Annotated in this window: 16 protein-coding genes; 1 reads left to right on the top strand and 15 read right to left on the bottom strand. The window is 47.7% G+C overall.

Going from position 1 to position 24,699, the window contains the following annotated elements; translation table 11 throughout:
* Positions 1–26 precede the first annotated feature (26 nt).
* From HFE01_RS12985 to HFE01_RS12945, 9 genes are all read right to left on the bottom strand, one after another.
* The gene (locus HFE01_RS12985) at positions 27–3,182 is read right to left on the bottom strand and encodes a beta-galactosidase (RefSeq protein ID WP_167438683.1); all 3,156 of its coding nucleotides are present in this window, start codon (positions 3,180–3,182) and stop codon (positions 27–29) included.
* Positions 3,179–4,498, bottom strand: coding sequence for a glycoside hydrolase family 125 protein (locus HFE01_RS12980; protein WP_167438682.1), 1,320 nt, complete (start codon positions 4,496–4,498; stop codon positions 3,179–3,181). The genes HFE01_RS12985 and HFE01_RS12980 overlap by 4 nt, the downstream gene beginning before the upstream one ends.
* A 67-nt stretch (positions 4,499–4,565) precedes the next feature.
* Positions 4,566–7,679, bottom strand: a complete 3,114-nt coding sequence (locus HFE01_RS12975) for an alpha-mannosidase (RefSeq protein ID WP_167438681.1) — start codon at positions 7,677–7,679, stop codon at positions 4,566–4,568.
* Positions 7,679–9,988, bottom strand: coding sequence for a glycoside hydrolase family 3 N-terminal domain-containing protein (locus HFE01_RS12970; protein ID WP_167438680.1), 2,310 nt, complete (start codon positions 9,986–9,988; stop codon positions 7,679–7,681). Before HFE01_RS12970 ends, HFE01_RS12975 begins: the two co-directional genes overlap by 1 nt.
* Positions 9,989–10,003: 15 nt before the next feature.
* Positions 10,004–10,924, bottom strand: coding sequence for a carbohydrate ABC transporter permease (locus HFE01_RS12965; protein ID WP_016821751.1), 921 nt, complete (start codon positions 10,922–10,924; stop codon positions 10,004–10,006).
* Positions 10,925–10,947: 23 nt separating this feature from the next.
* Entirely contained in the window at positions 10,948–11,877 is a 930-nt protein-coding gene (locus tag HFE01_RS12960) for an ABC transporter permease (protein WP_016821752.1), read from the bottom strand.
* Positions 11,878–11,988: 111 nt separating this feature from the next.
* Complete coding sequence (locus tag HFE01_RS12955) at positions 11,989–13,467, bottom strand: ABC transporter substrate-binding protein (RefSeq protein WP_107733198.1); 1,479 nt, start codon at positions 13,465–13,467, stop codon at positions 11,989–11,991.
* A gap of 185 nt (positions 13,468–13,652) precedes the next feature.
* Complete coding sequence (locus HFE01_RS12950; protein WP_107733613.1) at positions 13,653–15,176, bottom strand: response regulator transcription factor; 1,524 nt, start codon at positions 15,174–15,176, stop codon at positions 13,653–13,655.
* The gene (locus HFE01_RS12945; RefSeq protein WP_107733197.1) at positions 15,169–17,013 is read right to left on the bottom strand and encodes a sensor histidine kinase; all 1,845 of its coding nucleotides are present in this window, start codon (positions 17,011–17,013) and stop codon (positions 15,169–15,171) included. Before HFE01_RS12945 ends, HFE01_RS12950 begins: the two co-directional genes overlap by 8 nt.
* Before the next feature lie 189 nt (positions 17,014–17,202).
* On the opposite strand from HFE01_RS12945, the gene HFE01_RS12940 reads away from it, so the two are divergent.
* Positions 17,203–19,950 (top strand): endo-beta-N-acetylglucosaminidase, encoded by a 2,748-nt coding sequence (locus tag HFE01_RS12940; protein ID WP_107733196.1) that lies wholly within the window; start codon positions 17,203–17,205, stop codon positions 19,948–19,950.
* 153 nt (positions 19,951–20,103) lie between these two features.
* Here HFE01_RS12940 and HFE01_RS12935 read toward each other — a convergent pair whose 3' ends face one another.
* The 6 genes from HFE01_RS12935 to HFE01_RS12910 form a co-directional block, all read right to left on the bottom strand.
* Positions 20,104–20,640, bottom strand: a complete 537-nt coding sequence (locus HFE01_RS12935; RefSeq protein WP_031461930.1) for an SMI1/KNR4 family protein — start codon at positions 20,638–20,640, stop codon at positions 20,104–20,106.
* Positions 20,641–20,693: 53 nt separating this feature from the next.
* A complete protein-coding gene (locus tag HFE01_RS12930; RefSeq protein WP_019688168.1) occupies positions 20,694–21,128 on the bottom strand; it encodes a hypothetical protein in 435 nt (144 codons plus the stop codon).
* A gap of 28 nt (positions 21,129–21,156) precedes the next feature.
* Positions 21,157–21,816, bottom strand: coding sequence for a DUF2625 domain-containing protein (locus HFE01_RS12925; protein WP_107733195.1), 660 nt, complete (start codon positions 21,814–21,816; stop codon positions 21,157–21,159).
* A 35-nt stretch (positions 21,817–21,851) separates the two neighbouring features.
* Positions 21,852–22,370, bottom strand: a complete 519-nt coding sequence (locus HFE01_RS12920) for a hypothetical protein (RefSeq protein WP_107733194.1) — start codon at positions 22,368–22,370, stop codon at positions 21,852–21,854.
* A 31-nt stretch (positions 22,371–22,401) separates the two neighbouring features.
* Positions 22,402–23,562 (bottom strand): immunity 26/phosphotriesterase HocA family protein, encoded by a 1,161-nt coding sequence (locus tag HFE01_RS12915; RefSeq protein WP_107733193.1) that lies wholly within the window; start codon positions 23,560–23,562, stop codon positions 22,402–22,404.
* An 84-nt stretch (positions 23,563–23,646) separates the two neighbouring features.
* On the bottom strand, positions 23,647–24,654 hold the full coding sequence (locus tag HFE01_RS12910) for a phosphotransferase (RefSeq protein ID WP_107733192.1): 1,008 nt from the start codon (positions 24,652–24,654) through the stop codon (positions 23,647–23,649).
* Between the last annotated feature and the right edge of the window lie 45 nt (positions 24,655–24,699).

Here is a 24,699-nt window from a genome sequence, read left to right as displayed (position 1 = left end):
CACCGTATGTCTTGACCTGCCATTGTTCACTGTATCACTTCAATCGTCACGTCCTCGGGACGATATACTGCTAGCAACTGACCTTCTCGACCCACAGCAAACAAGATAGAGCGGCTCCTTGGCAACAGAAAAGCGTAGGATAATCCAGTCTCCTTATCCCGAACACGCACTTGGGTATCCCGGGAAAACTCCGATACGAAAATATATAGGCCCCCATTCTTGAAATTCAGCTTACGTCCATATAGCCCCGGCTGATCGCCACCGTCTATCCATTCCAGCTCTCGCTCCACCCCGGCAGCAGCGAAGGCGTAACGATACAATTCGGCAATCGGCTTATCTCTGCCATTCAACTCCAGTGGAAGCGGACTCCAGATCAAGCGCCCCCTGCCAAGCGGCAGATTCACGACTTCATCACCCATCGCTCCATCCGCTTCCGGTGATAGTAGTTCCTCTTTAGCGACCTCAGCAATTCGCCGCTGACCGAATGAGACAGAGTAGGTTTGACCCTCCAGACTCAGTACTTCCTCCCGTTGGACGTTCCCCAGTATACGCTGCCCAATAATATCATCAACCCGGTCGGTCATTTTCCAGTAAGGATCAAGCCCCAGTGGCCCGGTGACTAGTAGCATCACACCGAAGGCTCGCACTATTTCTAGAAGATGCTCCAGCGATGTACTGTCGAAATTGTGCGCGCTGGGGACCATAATCAGTTTCGGTAACTGCCGCTTGAGCGAGTCCAGATGATACTCGGAGACGGCACGGAACGGCTGCTTGAGATTATAGGACATCACCCGGGTAAGCCGTGTCGTGGTATCGAAGGCAAGTGATCGGTTAGAGAAATCATTGGAATACGGGAATACAACAGCCGTTTCTTCCAGCTTCCGGTCTGTAAACAGATCGCGAATTTCATTCATAAAACGCCCAAAATCGTAAGATACCTCTGCTTCCGGCTTCTCGGTCCCATCCGCACGTAACGCACCGATGTGCGATTCATTGGCATTATCCATATAAAAGTTCGTATTCCATATCCAATGAATCGCACCCGCTCCGCCAGTCGAAAAGGCATACGCATACTTGCGCTCCAGCATGTCGCGCAGCTCCTCCTCCGAACGCTTGGCTCGACCATCCGGCGTCTCAACATACATGATTCCGGTTTCCTGCACGAGATTCGGTTTGTCTGGTGTTTTGGCAAAAATACCGTCCCACACCAAATGATCATTCAGCCACCATGAATGCACCGTCGTATAATCCACCACAGCCTCATAAAAAAACGGAGATGGCCGTTGCGCGCCCAGTGCCTCGTCCTGACCTACAGTTACCAAATGTCCGGGACAAAGCTCCCGAATCGTAGTCGCCAATTGCTCGGCCCACAGATTGTGCATTTCCATCGAAAATAGACAGTAATCCAGCCACTTGCCTCCCTTTTTGGCCTGATGCATATCCTGAACGTCGAAGTTGATCTCCTCCGGCTCGGGGATTGTGGCAGAAGCAAAGCAGGAAAGCTGCTGTGGCGTCATATTCCAGGCTTCCTGCAAAGCCTCAATGCTGCCATGGCGTTGCTCCAGCCATGTACTAAACGCCGCCTGTTCCCATGAGTCCCTCGCAGAGCGTGGACCGTCTGCGAAAATACGCGACGGATCAAACATCGAAGGCTCGTTAATTAGATCCCAATCCACATGGGTTGTAGCCGTGTGACGACTGACAATACTGCGAATGAATCGCTTTTGTGCTTCTACGCTTTGCGGATCAAGATAAGGGTTAACCCCTTCCCACGTTTCCGGCGTAAAAGAAAAGAACGTGAACGTCACCTGCAAGCCATGCCTTTTGGCTGTCAGCAGAAAAGCATCAATCGCGCGAAGTACCTCTTCCGAGGCGTGCCCGTCTATCTGCATCATGTTGCGATAAGCCGTCCATACCCCTGTACGAATCCAGTTGATGCCCGCTTTGGCCATCTGGGCCATATCCCGATCCCAAATTGCTGCATTGGGCAAAAACAAAAATTTCCGTGCCACATCTGAGGTCATATAGGTCATGCCAACAACAGGTAACGGACGCCCATCCTTTATAAAATAATCCCGACTACGCATGATGATCTGTCCTTCAGCCAGCAGTTCGGCATCCTGCCCCCAAAAGCCCTGTCGCAATATACGTACTTCACCATCCGATGATTCAGCTCGGCAAATGACCCGATATAAACCGCTTTGAATGGAAAAGCCAAGGGGAATACGTACAAAGTTCTGTTCTTTGCTAACCTCAATCTGCAAGCGATTGCTCCATACCTGCTGATTGTACTCATCCAATATTTGCTCCACCGTCAGGTCAAAGCTCCATACCTCGTGATTTCTGGGCGTGGCTCCTTCTCGCTGCAATTGCTGGGTTTGAAGTGTCAGTATGGCTCGTTCCCCGGACTCATAAGCAGCATAGTTTGGCTTGATAGATAGCTCCGTCATCCCCTTGGCGCAAAAACGTGCCCATTGGGCAAGCAACTGCTCACCATCCTGTTCCCAAAAGGAAGCTATCAACGGCACATGGATAAACATCCAGCGTGCGCCAGCAAACAGACCACGGGCATGCTCCCATAGCACCCCCGGGGCAGCAATATCCCGTCCGTCCTTACTTACTCCCTTGAGCAAAGGATAAATTTGCGTATTCATCGGCCCGGCAGAGCCCATTTGGTGCGGTAGATCGCTACTTTTGGTCGTATGTGGAACGAGATTCCACGTATCCGCCACCTGGAACAGAGACTCCTGACCACACAGCACAGGAATATCCTCAGATGCGACCAGGGAAGCTACCTTCGACGCATCCACTCGCAGCACCTCATGAATATGCAGCTCCTGATGATATGCAGTCTGCTCAGTCTCAATCCACCAATCTTCATGCTCATCAGCAGGATTGCGGACCGGAATCTTAAAGGGTGCTCCCCCGACGTTAAGCAGCCCCCCTCCCCTGTGGAGAAATGCCACGATTTCGGTCCAGGCGGACTTGGGGAAATACGGTGCATGCAGGTTGACAAAACAGCCGTTGTCCATATGCTTTAGCGTTTCAGCCAGTTCATCGGCTCCTACGACCACCACCTCTGCAACTCCCTGAAATGCCTCATCTGGCAACAGGCTCCCTATAGTGGGAAAGCCTTGCTCACTGAAAACAACGATGGATGGGTTTACTATGATTCCATTCATAACAAGCCATCCTTCATAGCCTTATACACAAGCTGTGCAAACAGACTGTTAGACCAAGCGAACCATTTTCGCGTAAAAACCGTAGGATCATCGGCATGAAAGCCTTCATGCATGTAGCCAGTGTCCCCATCTGTTGCTTCCAGCATCTGGATCATCTCCAGCTTTTCTTCTGCGGTCCGGGCCGTTAATCCTTGCATAGACAGGGCCATATGCCAGATGTAACCTGGCAGCGTGTGCGGACTTCCGATGCCTTTAGCCGCCTTGCCCTCAAAGTAAAACGGATTCTCCTGACTTAAAGCGAAGCGTCTCGTATTTTGATAGATAGGATCGTCCGCCGTCGTATAGCCCAAATACGGAATGGACATCAATCCCGGTGTACCCGCGTCATCCATCAGGCAGTAGTTGCCAAATCCGTCTGTTTCATAAGCATATATAGGTCCAAATACCGGATGGCGGTAAATACCGTACAAGCGGATACCGTGCTCCACCTCAGCCTCCAGCTCCTTCAGCTCGTTCAGAAAGTCCATATCACGGAATACCCATTCCGCAAACTCCTGCATCTGCCGCAAAGCAACCACTGCAAACATATTGCCGGGTATATTATAGTGAAAATCGCAAGCATCATCACTGGAACGGAAGCCCGACCAAATCATCCCTGTATAATTTACAGGCATACCGAGTCCCTGATTGCGCAAGGAATCTGTGGGAATGCCGTTATTACGCGTAAACCGATACGCAGATTGCTCTTGGTGACGCTGCTCCGTTTTGAACACATCCACTATTTTGCGCAGAGCCGACTTGAATTTTGAATCAAAAATATCGGTAAGCTCCGTTTCCTTCCAGTACATATAAGCTAGCCGAATGACAAAGCACAGCGAGTCGATTTCAAATTTTCTTTCCCACACCCATGCTGACATCTCCGTCTCATCGGTCGCATTCCAGTGCCAGTCATTCGCTGTCTCATTGAACGCATTCGCATACGGGTCTATGAGGACATAATGAATATGGCGCTTGATCAGCCCCCCAATGATGCGCTGTAAATCAGCATCCTCCCTGGCTAACGGCACATAATGAATGACCTGCTCTACAGAATCCCGCAACCAAAGAGCTGGAATATCCCCTGTAATGAGAAACGTTGTCCCATCATCCATTAGCTTGGTCGTCGTCTCCAGTGAATTTGGAAAACAGTTCTTAAACAGCTTCAGCAGCTTCGGCCTGTGAGCCAGTGCTTGCTCTGCTTCCTTAAGTACGTCCTGAACAGCCTGCGGCAAGTCAAGGTCGGGCATTGGTATTTTGGGAAGTCTGAATTGTTCCAATAGCTTTTTCGCTCCTTTATCTGACGGGAAACACCCGTGCGGTTATAGACTTTCTAATCCAGCATATCTATTGCAAACGTATCGTTTTAATTTCATAAGGTGTAAAAGACAGCGTAAGACATCCACCTTCCAGCTCAAGCAGCTGCACAGGTTCCTCCAGCGCATTCGACACGTAGGCTGCGTTGAACGTGTAAGGCCAGGTCAGCTTGATCGTTTCCCGTCCCCCGGAAGATTCGTACAAACGAAGAATCGTCCCCAGCCCATCTTCGACCGGCTTGATCGTATCCAGCACAACGTGACGGCTATCAAAATTAATGAACGATCCGCTGCTCGGCAGCACTCCGCTATTGTGCTTTTGCTGCTGCACAACAGGCACATCTTGGTTCAGCTCAGCCGCATGACGCAAAGTATGGGCGCTGCGCCAGTCTCCTACATGCGGATATAGCGAATACGTAAAATCGTGCTCGCCCAGATCGGCATCTTTATCCGGCCATTTGGGTGCTCGTAGCAGAGACAGACGGATGGTACTGTCTTGAATGTCGTAGCCATATTTGCAATCATTGAGCAGACTCACGCCATACCTGTGCTCGGAAACATCCGCAAATCGGTGTCCGCACACTTCGTACTGCGCCTGCTCCCAGCTCGTATTCCGATGGGTCGACCGCTCCAAAGCACCGAACGGAATTTCATAAGTCGCCTTGTCTGTAACCACGTCTATAGGAAAGCCTACCTTCAGCAGCTTGTGCGCTTCATTCCAGCTCACATGCGTCTTGAAATCAATTCGCCGCTCATGATGATAAAAGATTACATCCTGTGTCATTTCAGATTGATGAATTCGCCATCGGAAGCGCAGCACATCCTTCGTTTTTCCCTGAAGCACTACTTGTTTTTCCAGCAACTCGGCTTCTCCTGCTATCTGTTCCTCATAACGGTCATCCAAATCCCAGGCATCCCACAGCGTCGGACGGTCATGGAAAAAATAAAAACGGTTTGCCCGTTCCCCTTGCTTCAAAATTTCACGGTTTGCCGCTTTATCTAGCAGGCGAATCATTTCGCCCCGCTCGTTAAATTGCACCTTATAAAATGCCGTCTCCCAGATGTCCCCCAGCGGTCCGGATATCATAGCGATCCCGGGCTTCTCACCTGCTTGGGCCTGTTCTCGCTCCAACCAAATCGTTTTGTAGCCCAGTGCAGGAATATCCGGAATACGCACCGAAATGCCGCCTTCCTCCACATCGGTGTCCAGCCGCTCGGCTTCATCATTAGCGTAGTGGTAGGCATACCATCCCTGTGCCGATTCCGTAGCAATATGAATCACAGCATTACGGCTCCAGCCCAGGCTGTTAAACACCAGATACGGTGTTCCTGCTCTCGATCCTTCCGTGTTCACTTGAGCCGCCAGCGTCGTAATCCCCTGTTGAAGCCCGACATGTCCCCATTCGAAAATTTGCTGATACTCCTTATCCGAAGTGCCGTACACCTCGGTAATCGCCGAGCCAGGGATAATATCGTGGAATTGATTCAACAAAATCAGCTTCCAGCCCTCATGCAATGCCGAACAGATATCCTCCACCTGCTCCGGCTCCAGCTGTGGTAATGCCAGCGTGCTCCACAGTTCTGCCTCGCGGTAGACTCCCTCCGCTTTCCGGTTATTGCGTTTGTTGCGGGCGTGGGTCGTGTAGGTTCCCCGGTGCAACTCAAGGTACAAGTCACCATGCCATCTGGGAAGCTTCGGATGTGCCTGATCTATGCCTGTGAAAAACTGTCCCGCCGTGCTGAACCGACTCGCAGGCAATCCCACCATTAGCGGAGAACGCTCTATATATTCCAGCATTTCACGCGTAACTCCGCCCCCGCCGTCTCCATGTCCATAGAGCAACATGTGCTCAGGATGAGCCGATTTTTCACGATAGGACTGCCAGTGGTCACGAATGTCCTGTGGCCGTGTATTTTCATTCACGCCATGATTGAGGTAGGACAACATCGAAGTACCATCGATGCCCACCCAGTGGAACAAATCATAAGGAAACACATTCGTGTCATTCCAGCCAAGCTTGGTCGTCATAAAATAGTCTATCTTCCCATGCTTTAAAATCTGCGGCAGGGACGCACAGTAGCCAAACGTATCCGGCAGCCATTCGATATGAGAGGTTTGGCCAAATTCCTGTTGGTAAAAACGCTGACCATACAGCATTTGGCGGATGAGTGATTCGCCACTGGGTAGGTTCAGATCAGGCTCTACCCACATCCCCCCGACCAGCTCCCACCGTCCTTCGACGACTCTTGCTTTGATCCGTTCATACAGCTCTGGATCATTTTCCTTTACAAAAGAGAACAGTAGCGGCTGGCTCTGTGCATATTGATAGGCCGGGTACTCATCCATCAGCGCATCCACCGTTGAGAAGGTTCGGCTTGTTTTCCGTACGGTCTCGCGCATCGGCCACAGCCAGGCAATGTCAATGTGCGACTGTCCTACCATGTGCTCCAAAGCTTGCGCATTTCCGCCGATCTCCTGAACCTGATGAATGAGCTCCTTTTCTGTGGCTGATATCACTTCCCCTGCTCGAATGGCGTCTTCCTCCAGATTCGCAAAACGATCCATCACCCCATACAGAGCCTTCAACAGGCGTATTTTGCGGATATCGCCCTCAGGCAGTAATAGAGCGGCTTCGCTAATAACGGTAACGGTATACATGAGGCTTTGCACGGGCTTATTGGGCCGTACAAGATAGCTTGTAATAGAAGAAATCGGAGGTTGAATGACAGCCTGCCGATTGAGCGGATCTACGGGCTCAGGTACCGGATCAAACAGCTCAATCTCCAGCTCAGGGGAAGACCCGATGAGCTCTGGATTTAGCGTGACATAGGTATGATTGCGATCAAGCCCGTGATAGGAAGCACGATTGACTCGCAGCAACCCTTCCCCCCCGGACTCAAACACCAATCCAAAAGGCTCTCTCAACCACGCTGTTGGTACATTCAGCCGCATTCGAAAAAAATAAGTCGTCCCCTGACTGCTGAGGAATCGCTTGAGGTCCAGTCCCTCCGATAAAGGTGCGGCGTCTTCGTATTGACCTGGTGCCAGGTAAGTGGAGCGTGTAATGTTCCAGCTCCGCAAATCCAGCTTCTCCAGCCATTGGCATTCCGACAATTCCCGAATCAGGCGTTTGATACGCTCCATTATTCATCCTCCCGTACGATCAGCTCGGCACACAGGGTATCTTTGGAGTGCCTGCCTACTTGAATAGAAAATCGCCCAGTCTCAACGATTGGCTGTAGATCATGCCCTATATATTGCAGCTTGTCGGAGCCTACTACAAACACCACCGTCCGTGTTTCTCCCGGCTGTAATACAAGCTTGCAAAAGCCCTTAAGTTCCCTGATTGGACGGGTCACCGAACTCACCGTGTCCGAGATATATAACTGAACTACTTCAGCCCCTTCCCGGTCGCCCGTGTTGGTTACATCGACTGTAACCGTAACGGATTCGCCCACTCGGATTGAACTGGCGCTTAATGTAAGCTTTTCATAGCTAAACGTCGTGTAGCTAAGGCCGTAGCCAAACGGATAGCGCGGCTCGACATCGTCTTCCAGATACCGCTTGCCCCGGGAACGCTTGCCATTGTAATATACCGGCAACTGCCCCACTTGTTTAGGGATGGAAAGAGTTAAACGTCCCGAAGGGTTCACATCCCCAAATAAAATATCTGCGATTGCATGCCCTCCCTCCTGACCGGGATACCATGCTTCCACAATGGCATATGCGTGCTCCTCCACCCATGGCTCAGCAATCGGTCGCCCGTTCATATAAACGACGACAAGCTCCTTCCCCAGCCTGTAGACTTCCTGCATGAGTTGAAGCTGTACGCCTGCAAGCCCCAACGTCATCCGGTCAATGCCTTCGCCGCATTCCATGTCGTTCCAATCGTGATCCGATACCTTCGAGGCGCCGGTTTTCAGGTCAATCGTCCCTTCCCCGAAATCGCGGGCGCTGGACCCTCCAACCACCATCACCACGGTATCGGCCTCAGCCGCACATGCCAGTGCATTATCAAAGCCTTCCCGTGACTCTCCCTTAATCCGGCAGCCAGGTGCATACAGAACGCCTGAATGATCCTTGCCCAGTTTGTCACGGATACCATCAAGCACAGTGACCACACGGGATCTCTGCTGCGGTGATGTATAATCGCCCAGTTGGTTGTAGATCTGATCTGCATTCGGGCCGATGACCGCAATACGCTTGGAGGTTTTCGGCAGGGGAAGCGTGCTATTGACGTTTTTAAGTAGCACGATCCCTTCGGTCCCAAGCTGACGAGCCAACCGAATATGCTCCGCCTGACCAATTACCTGCTCCGCTCGTTCTGCATTCACATACGGTTTGTCAAACAGACCGAGCCTGTATTTTAACGTGAGCACCCTGCGAACCGCCCGATCCAGCACGCTCGTCTCCAGCTTGCCAGCCTGAACCGCCTCGACCAGATGACTGCCGAACATTTCCCCGGACATTTCCATATCAATTCCTGCGCGAATTGCCTGCACAGCGGCATCCAATCCATTTTCGGCCACATCATGTCCGCTCGCTAACATTTCAATCGCGCCACAATCTGTGATGATCAGACCGTCAAATCCCCACGCCTGACGAAGAGTATCGTCCAATAGCTCAGTATTCACTGTACACGGGACCCCGTCGATTTCGTTATAGGCTGGCATAACAGATTGCGCCCCTGCTTCCACCGCTTTTTGGAATGGATACAGATCGACCTCCAAAAGCTCGCGCCAGCCCATATGCACAGGTCCGGCATTACGTCCGCCTTCCGAGCTGCCATAGCCTGCAAAATGCTTTAATGTGGTAGCTACGCTATGTTCGCTGAATAAGCTTTCCCCCTGAAGCCCCTCCACTGCGGCAACAGCAAATTCGCCGATGAGATAAGGGTCTTCGCCAAAGCATTCCTCCGTGCGTCCCCAGCGCGGATCACGCACAACATCAAGCACGGGCGAATACGTGACAGCCCCGCCCTGAGCACGGGTTTCACTCGCAACCGCACGGCACATATCGCGGTATAGATCGACATTCCATGTGCTGCCAATGGACAGCGGAACCGGAAACACAGTGCCGTCAATCGCCATATGCCCATGAGAGCATTCCTCACCGATCAGTATCGGGATACCCAGCCGGGAATGCTCTATCGCATAGCGTTGGATCATATTCACAGCCTCCGCCCCTTGTTTGGCAGATAAGCCATTCTCCAAGGTCACTCCGGTCCACGGATCAGCGCGAAGTACCCCGTATAAGGAGCCGACTCCTCCATTTTGTACCTGCTGCTTGAAATCATGATGTAGGGACAATTCCCCGTCTATGTGCTTATACACTTGCCAGCCAAAGGGCTGCACAAGCTGCCCCACCTTTTCTTCTAACGTCATCAAACCGATTAAGTGCTTAACCCGTTCTTCGATCGGTTTGCTTTTGTCTTTATAAATCAACACGTTCATGTCACTCCTTCCCTGTTATTCCTTCACAGCCCCAACCGTAAGTCCCTGCACAAAGTAACGCTGGAAAAAAGGATAAGCGAATATAATAGGCAGCGTCGCCAGCACCACCATCGCCATCCGCGAGGTATCCTGCGGAATGGATTGAAGTGCAGCCAGGCTCATAGAGCTGTTTTGCGAATTTTGCTGGATGAACTGAATGCTGGATTCAATCCGCATCAACATAGACTGAAGCGGTACCAGATTGGGATTGTCAATATACAACAGGGCATTAAACCAGTCATTCCAGTAACCAAGCGTGCTAAATAAGCCAATGGTGGCAAGTCCAGGCAGAGAGAGTGGAAGCACGATTTTTAAAAAGGTGTAAAACTCGCCTGCCCCATCTATTTTGGCTGATTCGACAATGGCATCAGGCACGCTGGTGCTATAAAATGTGCGCAGGATCATAATATAAAAGGCATTCATGGCAAGCGGCAAAATCAAAGCCCAAATCGTATCCTTAAGCCCGAGCAATTGGGAAACGACCATATAGGTCGGGATCATTCCACCATTAAAGAGCATGGTTAAAATCGCAAAAATGGAAAAGAATCTCCGGTAACGGAAGCTCTTTCGTGAAATGGCGTACGCATATAACGAAATAAGGATGAGACTGATCACCGTACCGATGACCGTTACAGCAATCGTCACCCCATAGGAGCGCAGTAGCGTATCACTGGTACGAAATATGAAGCGGTAGGCTTCCAGACTCCATTGAGCCGGGAGCAAACGATATCCGTCCCGCGCCAGCGTTTTCTCATCGGTTAGGGAAATAATGACGACAAACAAAAACGGAAACACACATAGGAACGCGAACATCCCTGCTATCCCATTCAGAACAACATTCCAGCCCCGTGAAATATGATGGAAATCTCGTTTTTTTCTTTTTTTTCCAGAAGCCATAGTCCACACCCCTCTCCTCTTTTTTAGAACAAAGCGCTGTCTTTATCTATTTTTCGCACAACATAATTGGATAGGATGACGAGAACGAAGCCAACCACCGACTGATACAAACCTGCCGCCGTGCTCATCCCGATTTCGCCTGTCGTTTTCAAACCGCGATATACATAGGTGTCGATGACGTTCGTTACTGAGTATAAGGTGCCCGAATCCCTCGGAACCTGATAGAACAAACCAAAATCCGCATAAAAAATCCGTCCGACTGCAAGCAGCGTCATAATGATAATGATCGGCGAGAGCAAAGGGAGCGTCACATTACGAATTTGCTGCCACTTGCTGGCTCCATCTATCATGGCTGCTTCATACAATGATTTGTCGATACCCAAAATCGAAGCCAGATATACGACACTGTTATAGCCGATCGCCTTCCATAGACTGACTAGAATCAAGATATAAGGCCAATAGGCTGCCTCTGAATACCACTGAATCGGCTCGATGCCAAACCCTGCGAGAATTTGATTCAGCATCCCCCGATCCATGCTCAGAAAGCTGAAGGCAAAGTAGCCCACGATGACCCATGATAGAAAATATGGGAGAAACATGCCTGTCTGGTACAGCTTCGCCAACCGTTTATTAATCAGCTCGGAGAGCAGAATAGCCATAGCGACTGAAAACACAAGTCCAAGAATAATAAAGACCAGGTTATACAAAAGAGTATTTCGCGTGATGACATAGGCATCATTGTTATTGAACAGAAACTTGAAGTTATCCCAGCCCACCCATTTGCTCGTATAAATACTGGCCCAGAATCCTTCCCTGTTAAAACGATATTGCTTGAAGGCAGCCACAGTACCAACCAACGGCAGATATGAAAAGAAAAAGAACCAGATAGCGCCAGGCAGCACCATGAATAGCATAACTTTGTTTCGAATCACATTTCTGAAAAATGCGGCCATAGGTATCCCCTCCCAATCTGTAATGAGAAAATCAGCTAAAATAGCTATTGGAAAAAGACCGGGCGTAACTTACACCCGCCCGATCTCGCTTCTATTTCACAACCTAAAGGATTATTTGCTGTTTTGTGCCTTCCAGGCATCAAGCTGGGATTGCGCTTCCGCCATCACCTTATCCAGCCCAGCCTGCTTGAATTTCTCAATTACTTTCGGGAGATTCGTTTCCGGTTCCAGCGTGCCTGTCATCAGCGAAGCCCAAAATTGCTCTTTGACGTTCTGCACCGCTGCCATCTCCGTGGATACTTTACTGCTGTCAAAGTTGAAGCTCAGGATGGGAGAGTTTTTTCCTTCCGAGTTGAACTTCTTGAATTGCTCCCATTTGTCAGCAGGATCATTCGGATTCAGATACAACAGCATATTGTTGCCGAGTGAATACGAAGGCATGTCATAGTTTTTGGAATCAGCCAGATTTTCGATATACTGGCCATTTGTTTTTTTGTAATGCACTCCTTCAATCCCAGAGTCAACCATATTACGTAATACTGGATCTGTATTCAGCAGGTTCAGGAACTGCATCGCCTTTTCAGGGTTTGCCGAGTTAGCAGAGATCGCCATAATGGAGCCCTGTACAGACGTATTGGTCACAATTGGATCACTGGCAGGTGTCGATATCACCGGATAGCCGTAGCTGGCAGACCATAGATTATCGGCTAGTGGTTGAGTTTGCGCACGATCCAGAAACCAGTTTCCGGACGTAGTTAAATCATTAGTCGAGCCTGTAGTTGCAGCTTCCGGTGATACATATCCGGCCTTGTAATACTTATGCATCGTCGTCAGCGCCTGCTTCATTTCAGGTGTTTCCAAGATGTTTACGATTTTATAGTCCGTAGTATCCAGTTTGACAGCCATCGGCAGGTTTTGAATGATATAGTCATATGGAACATAGGGAACATAGTTTTTGTCCATACCGAATGCCGTTACGCCGGGCTCGTTTTCTTTAATCGTTTTGAGTAGAGGCTCCAGGCTATCCAGCGAGCGGACATTGGAAAGGTCCAGCTTGTATTGGGTTAGCAATTTTTTATTGAACCGCCATACCTCTTGCTGTGGAAGCTCCTTGTTGGCAGGAATGCCATAATGATGACCATCCACCTTGGAGCCTTCCAGAAACGCAGGATTAATCGTCTTTTTAATATCCTGACCGTACTTGTCAAGCAAGTCGTCCAGCTCCATGAATGCGCCCTTTCTGGCATTTTGTACATAATCAAAACCACCGGAAGCCGTAAATACAATATCCATGGGCTCTCCCGAAGCCACATTCACCTGCATTTTTTGCGGGTAGTCGCCCCAATCGACCATTTTCATTTTGATCGTGGCGTTGATTTTCTTTTGGGTGTACTTGCTAACCTCTTCCATCACCCGATCTACATCTTTTTGAGGTGTACCAATGGTATACCAGATCAGCTCTACCGGCTTTTCCGCTCCCTCATTCGTCGTTTCCCCGCCACCGCTGCTTCCTCCACATGCACTGAGAATGAGCGTCAAAACCATACACATCACTAGAACAAACGAGTAGCTTCTTTTGCTTTTACCCATGTATGATCCTCCCTTATGAAATGGAATCTGACCCTGTCGTTTCATTCATTTCTGTTTCAGGATTTTTGCGAAATCCTCATTGATGAAGCAACTACGTTAACCTTAACTAATGTAAGCACTTTCATAAAGAAGATAAACTTAATAAACCAAGGTACAAATTAAAGAAATCCATGTACACCTGGTATTTATCCCAATCCTTTATAGTCTGTCGGGGAAATGCCCACATATTTTCTGAACTGCTTATAAAAATATCCCGTCTCCCAATACCCTACGTTCCGCGCAATTTCGTTTACCTTGAGATTTGTGCTTTTAAGCTGCTCCTTGGCTTTTTCAATCCGGTATTGATTGATATATTCAGCAAAGGTTTCGCCCGTTTCCTTATGAAATAACTGACCGAGATAAACGGGATGAAGGTTGTACTGGTATCCTAATATTTTTAATGATAGCTCCTTGGCATAATGAACATGGATATAGGACAGCACCTGACTTACAATAGGGTTTTTCATATCTTGCAGTAGTGAATTGACCGTCTCTGTCGCCACATGCTGAAGCGCGCTCACCAGCTCTGCCCATGTCGTACAGCATTTTATCTGGTAAAGCCCCTGCTGAAACCGTTCCGACTCATTGGAATGCTTGATGCTTTCTAGCTCCATCTTGAACCGGATCACCAGTTCCAGCGCCATATTCCGCAATTCATCCGGGGTAACCCTTTCAAGATGCTGGATTTGCTCAAAATCACTCTGAATCCGTGCGGTAAGCGCATCTAGGTCTCTTGCTATAATCAGCTTCGCATAATCCTTCCATTCGATGGAACAAGTCTCGCCAGCATTTCTCCCGCCCTCCTCTAGCAACGTATAGTCAATGATCCGGCGGTCATCATACAGCATAAAATATTCCAGTGATTTTTTAGCTTCATTATAGCTGCGTGGAGCAGCAACAAGCGAACCGGCGCTGCCTATCCCGATATAAACTGTTTCTTCCCCGTCCGTTGACCACTGAACAGAAAAATCCTCCAACTGCATAATCAAGTCCTGTCTGCCCTCATCATAATTCGGCAGTGCGGCAATGATTACACTATCCGCATCAACATCGAGAAACAATGTTAAATCGGGCTGATGCTGAATGTACTGCCTTAACTGTTGATGCATTCCTACCGAATCCCCCTCCGTCCGTAACACGGCTACCGCCATGAAGGGGATATTTAACGAAAAACCTATCAATTCAGCACGTTCCTGAAATTCGGTAGGCGCAATCTGCCCTGTCAGCCAACGGTACAACGTATTTTCCTTAAGCACCTGCACCCCGAACGTCTCATATCGTTGATCCATCCAGAACCTGTCCAGCTTCTCCGTTGTATTGCATAAAGTGGATTCCAGTTCCTCCACATTAATCGGCTTCAGAAGATAATTTTCGATGCCCAGCTTCATGCCTTCCTTCAAGTAATCAAATTCATTAAATCCGCTCAAAATAATCACCTTCAAGTCAGCATGCAGCTTTCTCGCCTCATGAATCAGCCTGAGACCATTCATCGTTGGCATGGAAATGTCCGTAATGAGTACGTCCACGGGTCTGGAGGCCAGCGCTTCCAGCGCCAAAGAGCCATTTTCCGCATGTCCGACAACTTCTAGCCCAAAAGAGGTCCAATTCACAATATCGTATAATCCCTCAATGATAAAAGGCTCATCGTCTACAATAAATACTTTATACATATATGGCATCCATCCCTTCCCTGTTGGGGCATCGTACCCGAATCGTCGTTCCCTCACCGCTGCGGCTCTCCAGTTCAATCCCGTAATCGGCTCCGTGTAGAAACCGAAGTCGGGTGTGCACACTGCGTAGTCCAAACATTTGTCCGTTTTCCTCCTGGCGTTCCAGTTCCTCCAAAATCTCTTTCAAACGCTTCTCTTTAATGCCCTTCCCATTGTCACGGATCTCAACCAGCAGAACCTCCCCCGTTTCCCGCACATCAATGGTCAGCACATTATCATTCCGGTCGCTTTGGATACCATGAACAATATAATTCTCAATGATGGGTTGAAGCATCAGCTTCATGACAGAGCGGGTATACAACTCGGGGTCGACCGTAATCGTGTAATTGAACCTTTCCTTGTAGCGTATTCTGAACAACTCAAGATATAATCTGCAAGCCTCCAATTCATCTTTAAGCGTGTATATTTTTTTCTGCTGAACCAGGCTTTTGAACAACACCGATAAGCTATAGATCATTTCTCCTACATCCTTGGCTCCCTGGGAAATCGCCCTCATACGTATCACTTCAAGCGTGTTATACAAAAAATGTGGATGAATACGTGCCTGCAACGCCACAAGCTCCGTTTGCTTTTGTTTGATCTCTGCTTTATACACCCGTTCAATATATAGATTAAGTTCGTCCAGCATATCGTTGAAGCTTCGAGAGATTTGTCCCAACTCGTCCTCTCGGAGGTCCTGAATGCGAGCTGTGAGGTCACCATTTTTTACTTGACGAGTGAATTTAATAATCCGATTCGTTCGTTTAGCAAAGTTAATGACGAAGAATGCAGGGAACAACACAGCAAACAGAATACAGATGACACTGATGGTCAAAATCGTATTACGAATGCCCCGGTACGATTGAGCCATTTCCTCATGGGGGACTGCCCCAATCACGACATATCCTTCGTCCGGAGAAATCAGCTTGTTAATATACATATTTTTCTTCGTCTGAATGATCCCGGCATCGGAATCCACATCGTCATATAATGATCGGGTCACTTCGACATAAGGGTACGTTTTTCCGTAATAGTTATTCCTTGAATCGAACAGAACGGTTCCATTGCTGGACAGAACGATAATTTCTCCCTTCAGGTTGTTCCCGTAGCTGGCAAGTGCATTGGAGATACTTTTGGAATTTAGAAATACTAGAAGCTGACCGGTATTTTTGAGTGTTTGCTTATTGTTAATGGGGACTTGTAACGAATATAACGAGGGGCTCCACTGATCGACCGCCTTCCGAATCCAGTAATTCGGAGTAGAGACGCTTTTGCTTTCTGCAGCCATCACATCCGGTACAAAGGAACGCGCCGCATGCACCGGGAATTGCTTGAATTGCTTGTTCTCATTGAAAGTAGACAGATATTGCTGGTCGGCACTGTACAAAATCAAATTGCTGATATCGCTATTTTCATCCAACCAATTTTTAAAATAGGTGAGTACATCTGTTGAGTAATCATGACTCTCCATGTACATTTCGTCCATGCGGTGCTGTACATATTCGGAATACGCGTGGTCCATAAAAAAGGAAACATTCATTGAGAGAACCTCATTCCGGTACATATCTCGCACCATGTTCTGGACGGATTCATGCCGGAGATGGATATAACGGTCAACACTTTCCATAGCTGCTTTCTGGGTATCCAGTTCCCGCCGAACAATAGATTGCGAAATGGAAACATACGTGACATATGCAATTGTAATGATGGACAAAATCGCAATACAGGAGAACAACACGAGTATCCTCAGGAACATGTTGTTTTTAAAATAAGCAGTGTATCTAGTACCCCTTTTCATGGTATAAGCCCTCCAGAATCGTGATGCGTAAATAAAGTATACCATGTCCTTCGCAGGAGATAAGTAAGCGCATTCATGAAAAACGCGATTTTCTTTAATTTAAACGCTATATCTTTAATTTATCCTCTATGTAAAAACCGTTTTATTGATTATCTTTAGGGAGATAAATACTCGTTAGGGGGATGAGCTATGAAACGTAACAAGGTTCACAAGTTCGCTTTAAAATGGACTGCTCTGGTTTTGACTTCTGTCCTGTTCAGTCAAACCCTCTCTCCATCCGTGTATGCAGGCGATACCCTCCCGTATAAAGGAGAAAGCGCCAAAGGGCCGAATCAGCCTTATCAGCATGGATACGCCAGCTCACATATTTTGGACTGGACTCCCACCCAAGATGTCTATGGAGATATGCTTCGCGCCCGTGTCCCACTGCAACAACGAAACAGCCCCTTTACAGCCACACAGGCTCAGCCTGCTTTAAGCCCTGACACGCAAATGTTTACACTCAGCGGCGATTATGGCAACGCTTTCTTCGATAGCTATCCCTATACCAATAAATTCAGCCAATATTTGTTCAATTACTGGCAGTATACCGACTATTACGGCTACTGGCATGGCATGCCTACCGCCCATGTCCCTGAAGAGCTATACGATCCACAAAAGGATTGGACGGAAAAGTGGTTTGAGTTCGGCATTCTGAACATTCCAAATCCGGGTTATACGAATGCGGCGCACAAAAACGGCGTTCTCTCCATCGCCTGTATCTTTTTCTCGGATAATGACCGTGGACCGCAAACGTATAAGCAAATGCTCGTACAGGATGCTCAGGGAGAATTTCCGGTAGCCAAAAAATTGGTCGAAATGGCGAAATATTATGGCTATGACGGCTACTTCATCAACCAGGAGGAAGCTTCAAAAGGCGTAGCTACAGAGGACATTCCCCGGTACAAACAGTTTATGAAATACTTACGGGATCAGGGTATGTATGTGCAATGGTACGACTCCACTGTAAACGAAACCGGGAAAATTGCTTATCAAAATGAGTTTAATGCCGTGAACAGCCCGTTTGTCAAAGACAAGCAATATGGACAGGTGTCCGATTCTATTTTTCTGAATTATTGGTGGGACAAAGCGAAGCTGAAAAGCTCCCGCGACCATGCCAAGCAATTGGGTCTGAACCCTCTTAAAACTGTTTTTGCCGGGATTGAGGGCGGGAACGGTGACTTCGGCAGATGGAAGCAAAAATACGACCTTCGTCTGAACATTGGTGATAACGGGCAGCCGATGAACAGTATCGCAACGTTGGGAGCCGATTTCACACATAATGCGCTGGATGAAGAGCTTGGCGGGCAGGACACCAATCGCAGAGCTGACAATGCGTATCAATGGATGACCTTTATCCGCGACCGTGTCTGGTGGTCCGGTCCAAATCAGAATCCCGTCCGTGCACAAAGAAACTCAAGTGTAGATTTGTCTGATGTAAAAGCTTCAGGCGCAAACTGGGACGGTATCGCAGCATATATCGCTGAACGTTCTGTCATCCGTGGCCCCCATTTCAATACCAGCTTCAATACCGGACATGGCTTGCAGTATGTCGCGAATGGAACCATTTCCAATCCGAAGGAATGGTCCAACATTAATATTCAGGATATTCCAGTGACCTGGCAGTGGTGGATCGATACCAAAGGTAAACCGCTCTCGGTTGACTATGACTATGGTCCGAATTATACCAAAGGTACTCGGTTTACCTATCAGCCTGTGGGCGCTTATCAGGGCGGCAGCTCCCTCGTCGTGAATGGAGAGCTGAATTCAGATAACTTTTTACGCCTGTATAAAACGGATCTGTCGGTTAATCAGAATTCAAACTTGTCCATCACGTACAATAAGCCTTCCTCTGATGACAGCTCAGTACTGAGCATCGGACTTATGTTCAAGGATAACCCCAGCCAAGTCGTAAAAGTCAGTATCCCTAACTCTGGTAAACAAACCACGGGCTGGGTTAGCCGCAATTTGGACTTGAGTCCCTATCAAGGAAAAACAATTGCAGCTTTCGGTTTATCTTTTGAAAATACGAATAAAACAATCAAAAACTATCAGATGAATATCGGCCAAATCAAGATAACAGACGGTTCTGCCCGGAAACCAGCCGCGCCGACAGGATTTAAAATCACCAAGGCCCTGACCGATACGAACGAAATGCTCGTAGCCTGGGACCTTGAGGATTACTCCAAAGTTAAACAATACAATCTGTATGAGAACGGCTCCTATATCGGCGGAATTTATGACTCAACCTATTATATTAAATCCCTAAACCATAAATCCGGTGAATTAATGCTTACCGCAGTTGGGGCTGATGGAACGGAAAGCGAACCGGCTCGATTAAGCTACGATCTGAATGCTGCCGTCAGTCATATTAAGGTGGAGACGAAAGAAAACGGGGAGGCTACAGTAACGTGGAAAAATCCCTCTAAAGCGGACGGAACGGTTAAATTGACCTTAATCACCGACTATACGGACACCGTATTCCATAAAACCATTACGGCGGACAATGGCGCTGAAACGGCTACGTTTACCGATCTGCCCACAAATGGTGATCGCTACACCCTACGTATCGCCATCGGCAATCATGAACCTGTAGCCTATACCGGGCAGCTCGCAGACACGATGATAGAGCCTTATGCAAAAGAGAATGTGACAGTCACCGGATCAACCTATACGCTTGCTCTACCCACCTTGAAGGACTGGCATTATTTATATGTATACGAAAACGATGTGCCCAAACTATTTGGTGTAACTTATGTATCAAAAAAGTTTCCTTACATTGTCCGGGGAAGAACAAAATTAAGTGAACTCACTTTTACCCCTACTTCTCGTACCAGCTCGCTAAAGATCGTGCTTGAAGATTACGCTGGCAATCAGGCCACCACATATGTAAGATAGCTTGGTGCAAGAATTCCGAGACCGTCGATTCGTTGTTCGAACAACTAGCTCAAATTCAGCTATAGGGACGTGAGCATACGGCACAATAGCGAGAAAATCCAATTCAATGGACTTCTCGCTATTGGCTATATATTGGGCAGAATCATGCACCTATCAATATAATGCCCATTTTTCCGTACACAGCTCTATAAATGAATGGGCAACCTGTTCACATTCGTCATACCCCAAGCTACCAGAATGAGCAAAAAGAATGGGGTATTCGTTGTTTCTTTTTTCCTCTCTCATATCAAACATATAGTGGTTTCCGCACCCATCCATCGCAAACGACACGGCACCCGGCATATACTCTGGCAGCTCGTAGGCGAGGTTCATTTCTCTCAAATCCTCGGTATTGAAAAATTGAAAATAACGTTCTCCATTTTGAAATTCCCCGCCATTAGAGTATTTCAGCAATTCTATGTAACTATCAGGAAATTGTTCTTGGGGCAGATGCCAGCCCACAGGATCTAGCGGTTTATATTGATCATAAAATGGAGACGATTTCGGGAAAGGGTTCACTTGTCTTTGTTGGATTTCGTGAATTTCCTGCTCCGATAGCTTGATGTTCCATGTGCTCAAAAAATCCGCGATTTGTTCACCTGTTGCTTCCGGGCATTTTACAAACTGTTGCTCAAAATGAATACTCCACATAATAACCAACCTCCCTGCCTTGACGTCTCTAAAAGTTGTTGTTGCTACCTTTTTCAACCTTCTCCATCTTTTTCAACCCATTCAGCCACACTTTCATGAGGTTGAAGGTTCTCACGTTTATAGTAAAAAACGGTCTTGAGCTCGTAATCCAAGCTTTCAGCAGCAATGAAAAATCGGGTACCAAACGTTTGATCCTCCATACAAATCACAGGCCCCTCATGAAATCCGTAAGAGACGGTTTTTAACATTTCCAATTCCTTGTCATTAGCCAGTCTAAAGCATTCAATTGAAAATACACCGCCCGGACAGGAAAGAAACGAGACCTCGTAAAATGTAATCTCTATGTTGTGATAATAGCTAAAGTCAAAGCTCCCTGCTAGTACCAGCTTGGGGCGACTTGTATAATCATAAATGTAGTAATGATCAATGTTATTTTGAGAAAGTATTTCATTCAGCTGCACCAGTTTGGATTGAATGGAATGATTCATGATCTTATGTCCCCCTCCCCACTCGCGGCTATTCCCGATCCGTCACCGCCTGCCACGCTTCTGTTATGGCTATAGGTGATTTGTGGCTGGTCTCTCCGCCACCTTCCTGAGTCCATAGCGGCGGATAATAAGCAAATACCTCTCCTGGCTGAAGTTGCTCCATATCCGACTGCCAACCATTCCAACGGAATGTCTGGTAGAACAAGCCCAAATCTCCCTCAGCCAACCAGCTCAAGAAACCGGAATAGGCCAGTTCAGTGGATTCCCACTCCAATGCATCCGGTGCAAAATAGTAGATGTGGCCGCTGCGTCCAAACTTCCCTGTATCCAATCCAAAGAAGCCACCTGCTGCATCATAGGCCACAATCAGCATTCCCCCAAGTGCAGGGACGCTCACTGGCTCTTGCAGCCCGTTCCACGAAGCCAAACTACCGTAAATTTCAGGCCCACCTGCACCCAGTAAGGTGATCCATCCGTGGTCAAATATGATCCCTCCTGTTTCATAGGCAACCGTTCCCAAGTACGATTTTGTGCTCACTTGCAAACGGTAGAGCGAATCTCCCCTAGCAGATTCCGATTCTGCCGGTACAATGCGATATGGATTATTCCCTTCTTGCAGAATATTTCTGACCTCTTCCCATGCATGGTTGTCCTGATCCACCAGCTCATCAACCGTTAACGTATGCATATCCATTCTCCTTCCTGTATTCCGATATCTATCTTTCAACCCTTGAACTGATTTTCGAAAACCTGCGTTTGCTCTAAAATCACCCACTGATTCAGCTCGTCGTAGCCTTGGACAATCGCCGTGATCTCATGCCTCGGATAACTCCACTCAGATGGGGTCTTTTCCGCATATGAATGGGTGTCTGCCAATCCGACTGCATTGTGCTGGAAAATATGAATAAGTGTTCCGTGTGGAAAAAAGGCTTCAATATAACCCTTTACCTTAGTCCCAACGGGCAGTACGGTTTTGACTTGATGCCATTCCTTGTTAAAGGTGTGAAGATTGCTAGACCAGATTTCTTCAAACTCTTTTTTTGTAATTTTCGTATAATAGGGCTCTGTATCATCAATCGCTTTCTCTGCTAACAAGAAATGATATTGCTCATGCTTGCGATTAGAAGCAATATACGTGCCGTCATCCTGAATCACAATTTGCCGATAGGCTACACCGTCTGAGTCTATTTCAAAATACCAGGTTCCCATGCCTGGTTCCGGACAATCTTTAAGATATTTCATTGGTTCCTCCTAAAAAGGATGTATAACCGCATCATTTTATCTTTCTTTTTCCGCTATAGCTCCTTGCCAAATAAGCGAGATATTTCGAACGTGTCAGTCCTCCTGTTTGGCGGTTGAACTCATCATACGAAATGTCTTCCGGGAATCCGAATTCGGCCAGTGCTTTTCGACGCTCCTCCCGATACAACGGATTATCCAGCGTTTTGTGCCACTCCCGCTCTTCCCAAGGACCAAAACAGTCCGTAATAATACCTGAATACACACCGTTATTTAAAAATTCCCGCGAAGACTTGAACACTGTCTCCCCTTCCGGTTTGGAAATTGTGCCCGTTCCCCAGGACAGTCTATATATTCTTTCATTACTGCTATCCGTGCTAATGCCGTAACCCATCGGAAACACAATGTCCTCTTCCGCCAACGGTTTATGCCCTACCCGCTCGTAGGCCCCACGCATAAAGGAATCATCCATAACAATCCAGGTTGTATCCGATAACGGGGCGGCTGTGATGGATTCCAAAGTTATTGAACGGTCACGACTTGTGCACAAATACGGACGTACGAATAAAGGCATCGTCATGACACTGTTCCATATGCTCTCCTTTGCAAACAACTGATCCTTTTGCATTTGGCGCAAATCACCGACGACCAGTACATACCCATCTGTGAAAAGGTCTATTTCCACACGAAAGATGTCTCCTGGAATGGTTTTATAGCGCTGGTTTTTCATATGCTTTAATCGATCCAGCTTACGATCATAGTCGTTAGGCACAAGTGACGGGTAACGTTGAAGCCAATCCATGATCTCTTCTTTACTATGTAAATGCTCACATCCAGTGATGGGCAATCTCACGCCAGTTTTGCTATTCACAACAGTAACATAACTAATAGGACGATCTCTTCGAATGCCTGCTGAAAAGGTCACACCTTCTGCTGAGATGCTCGAAACACTTGTATAATTCAGTTTTTTCTCTTTGCCACGAGCCGTTTTAGGCAGAACAACTGCCCGATCACGGGTAAAAATCTCTACATCAGCTTCTCCATAAGCATCCTCTTTAGAAGAAATTCGCTTGCGAATAACATCTCCATCCATACAAATAAAATATCCTTCTTTAATTTCTACCACGTCCCAATGTTCTTCCAGCGTCTCCAGCCCAAAATAGGGTCGTAACGCGTTCGTTAACCAACTATTCATCTGCTCCTCCTGTTCCGAGTTTAATTCAATAGACTTCATTTCTGTTATTCCAGAAATTATAACATAACACGGCATGTAGCTCGTTTATTCATACATTGTTCCAGCTTGGGCCAACTCCTCCTGAATCCAGCTACTGCTGGTAGACAGTTGGAGCAAGTCGGCCGCAATCTGTTGGACCTGTTCTTGCAATACGTGTGGCTGATCTGTTCCTTCCAGAAAGCGACTCACAAAATGAAGAAATATGTCTACCTTTCTAAGCAGCATCAACACAGGCAAAGCGTCGATCTCGGGTTGGCTTAAACGGATCTGGCGGCTGAAGCCCTGACAAAAATCACGAACAGCCGTTGTCTCCTCCGGTTGCCCCAAAAATCCTGATAAGATGACCGCCGGTTCCATCACCCGAACGTCTAACGTGCAAAATTCAAAATCAAGCAGTGCAGCCACCTGGCTATGATCAGAATCCTTTACTAATAAATTAGAAGCGTTCAAATCTCCATGTACAAGCTGATGCGGCAACTCTTCCAATGCACGAAGCGAATTTGTAATCTCTTCATATACTTTTCCTATCAGGCGCAGCTCTTCATGTAAATTCTTGAGAGGCTCCGGCGGGTTTAAACAAAAGCCTTGGATTACTTCCGGGCTACATAATGGATAGGATTGCTGCAAAGCATAATACGGCCGATAGACTGGGGTCATATCAAGATTAAGTGTTGCAAGCACGGCAGACAATTCACCAGCTGCCTCGCCAAAAGAATGGGCAAAGCTAGGGTCCTGCTCCAAGGGTGATATACCTTCTATGTATTCGAATAGACACACATATTTGCCACTATCCTTCTCAACCTGTGCAAGTGTCTCTCCTGTAATCGTTCGAATTGGCATTGGAACCCTGAAGGATAGAGATTGCTTGCTCAGCGCCTGCAAAACCACATGCTCAAATTCAATTTTGTCCCGATCCCTGTGTGTATCGTAGACGCGCAGCACCCCGCTTCGCCCACCGCTCTTAACAAAATACGTCGTATTATTCCAGCCTCCGGTTCGTCTCTGCAATCTTCCGTTCCACTCTGGCCAGTTCCGTCTTAGTACCGCTTCCAAGGATATCCCCCTTTACTTACTAGCTTATGAATTTGCCGATATTAT

It is taken from the genome of Paenibacillus sp. EKM10P (assembly GCF_011800655.1).
Taxonomy (GTDB): Bacteria; Bacillota; Bacilli; order Paenibacillales; family Paenibacillaceae; genus Paenibacillus; species Paenibacillus polymyxa.
This window is presented reverse-complemented; position numbering and strand designations above follow the sequence as displayed.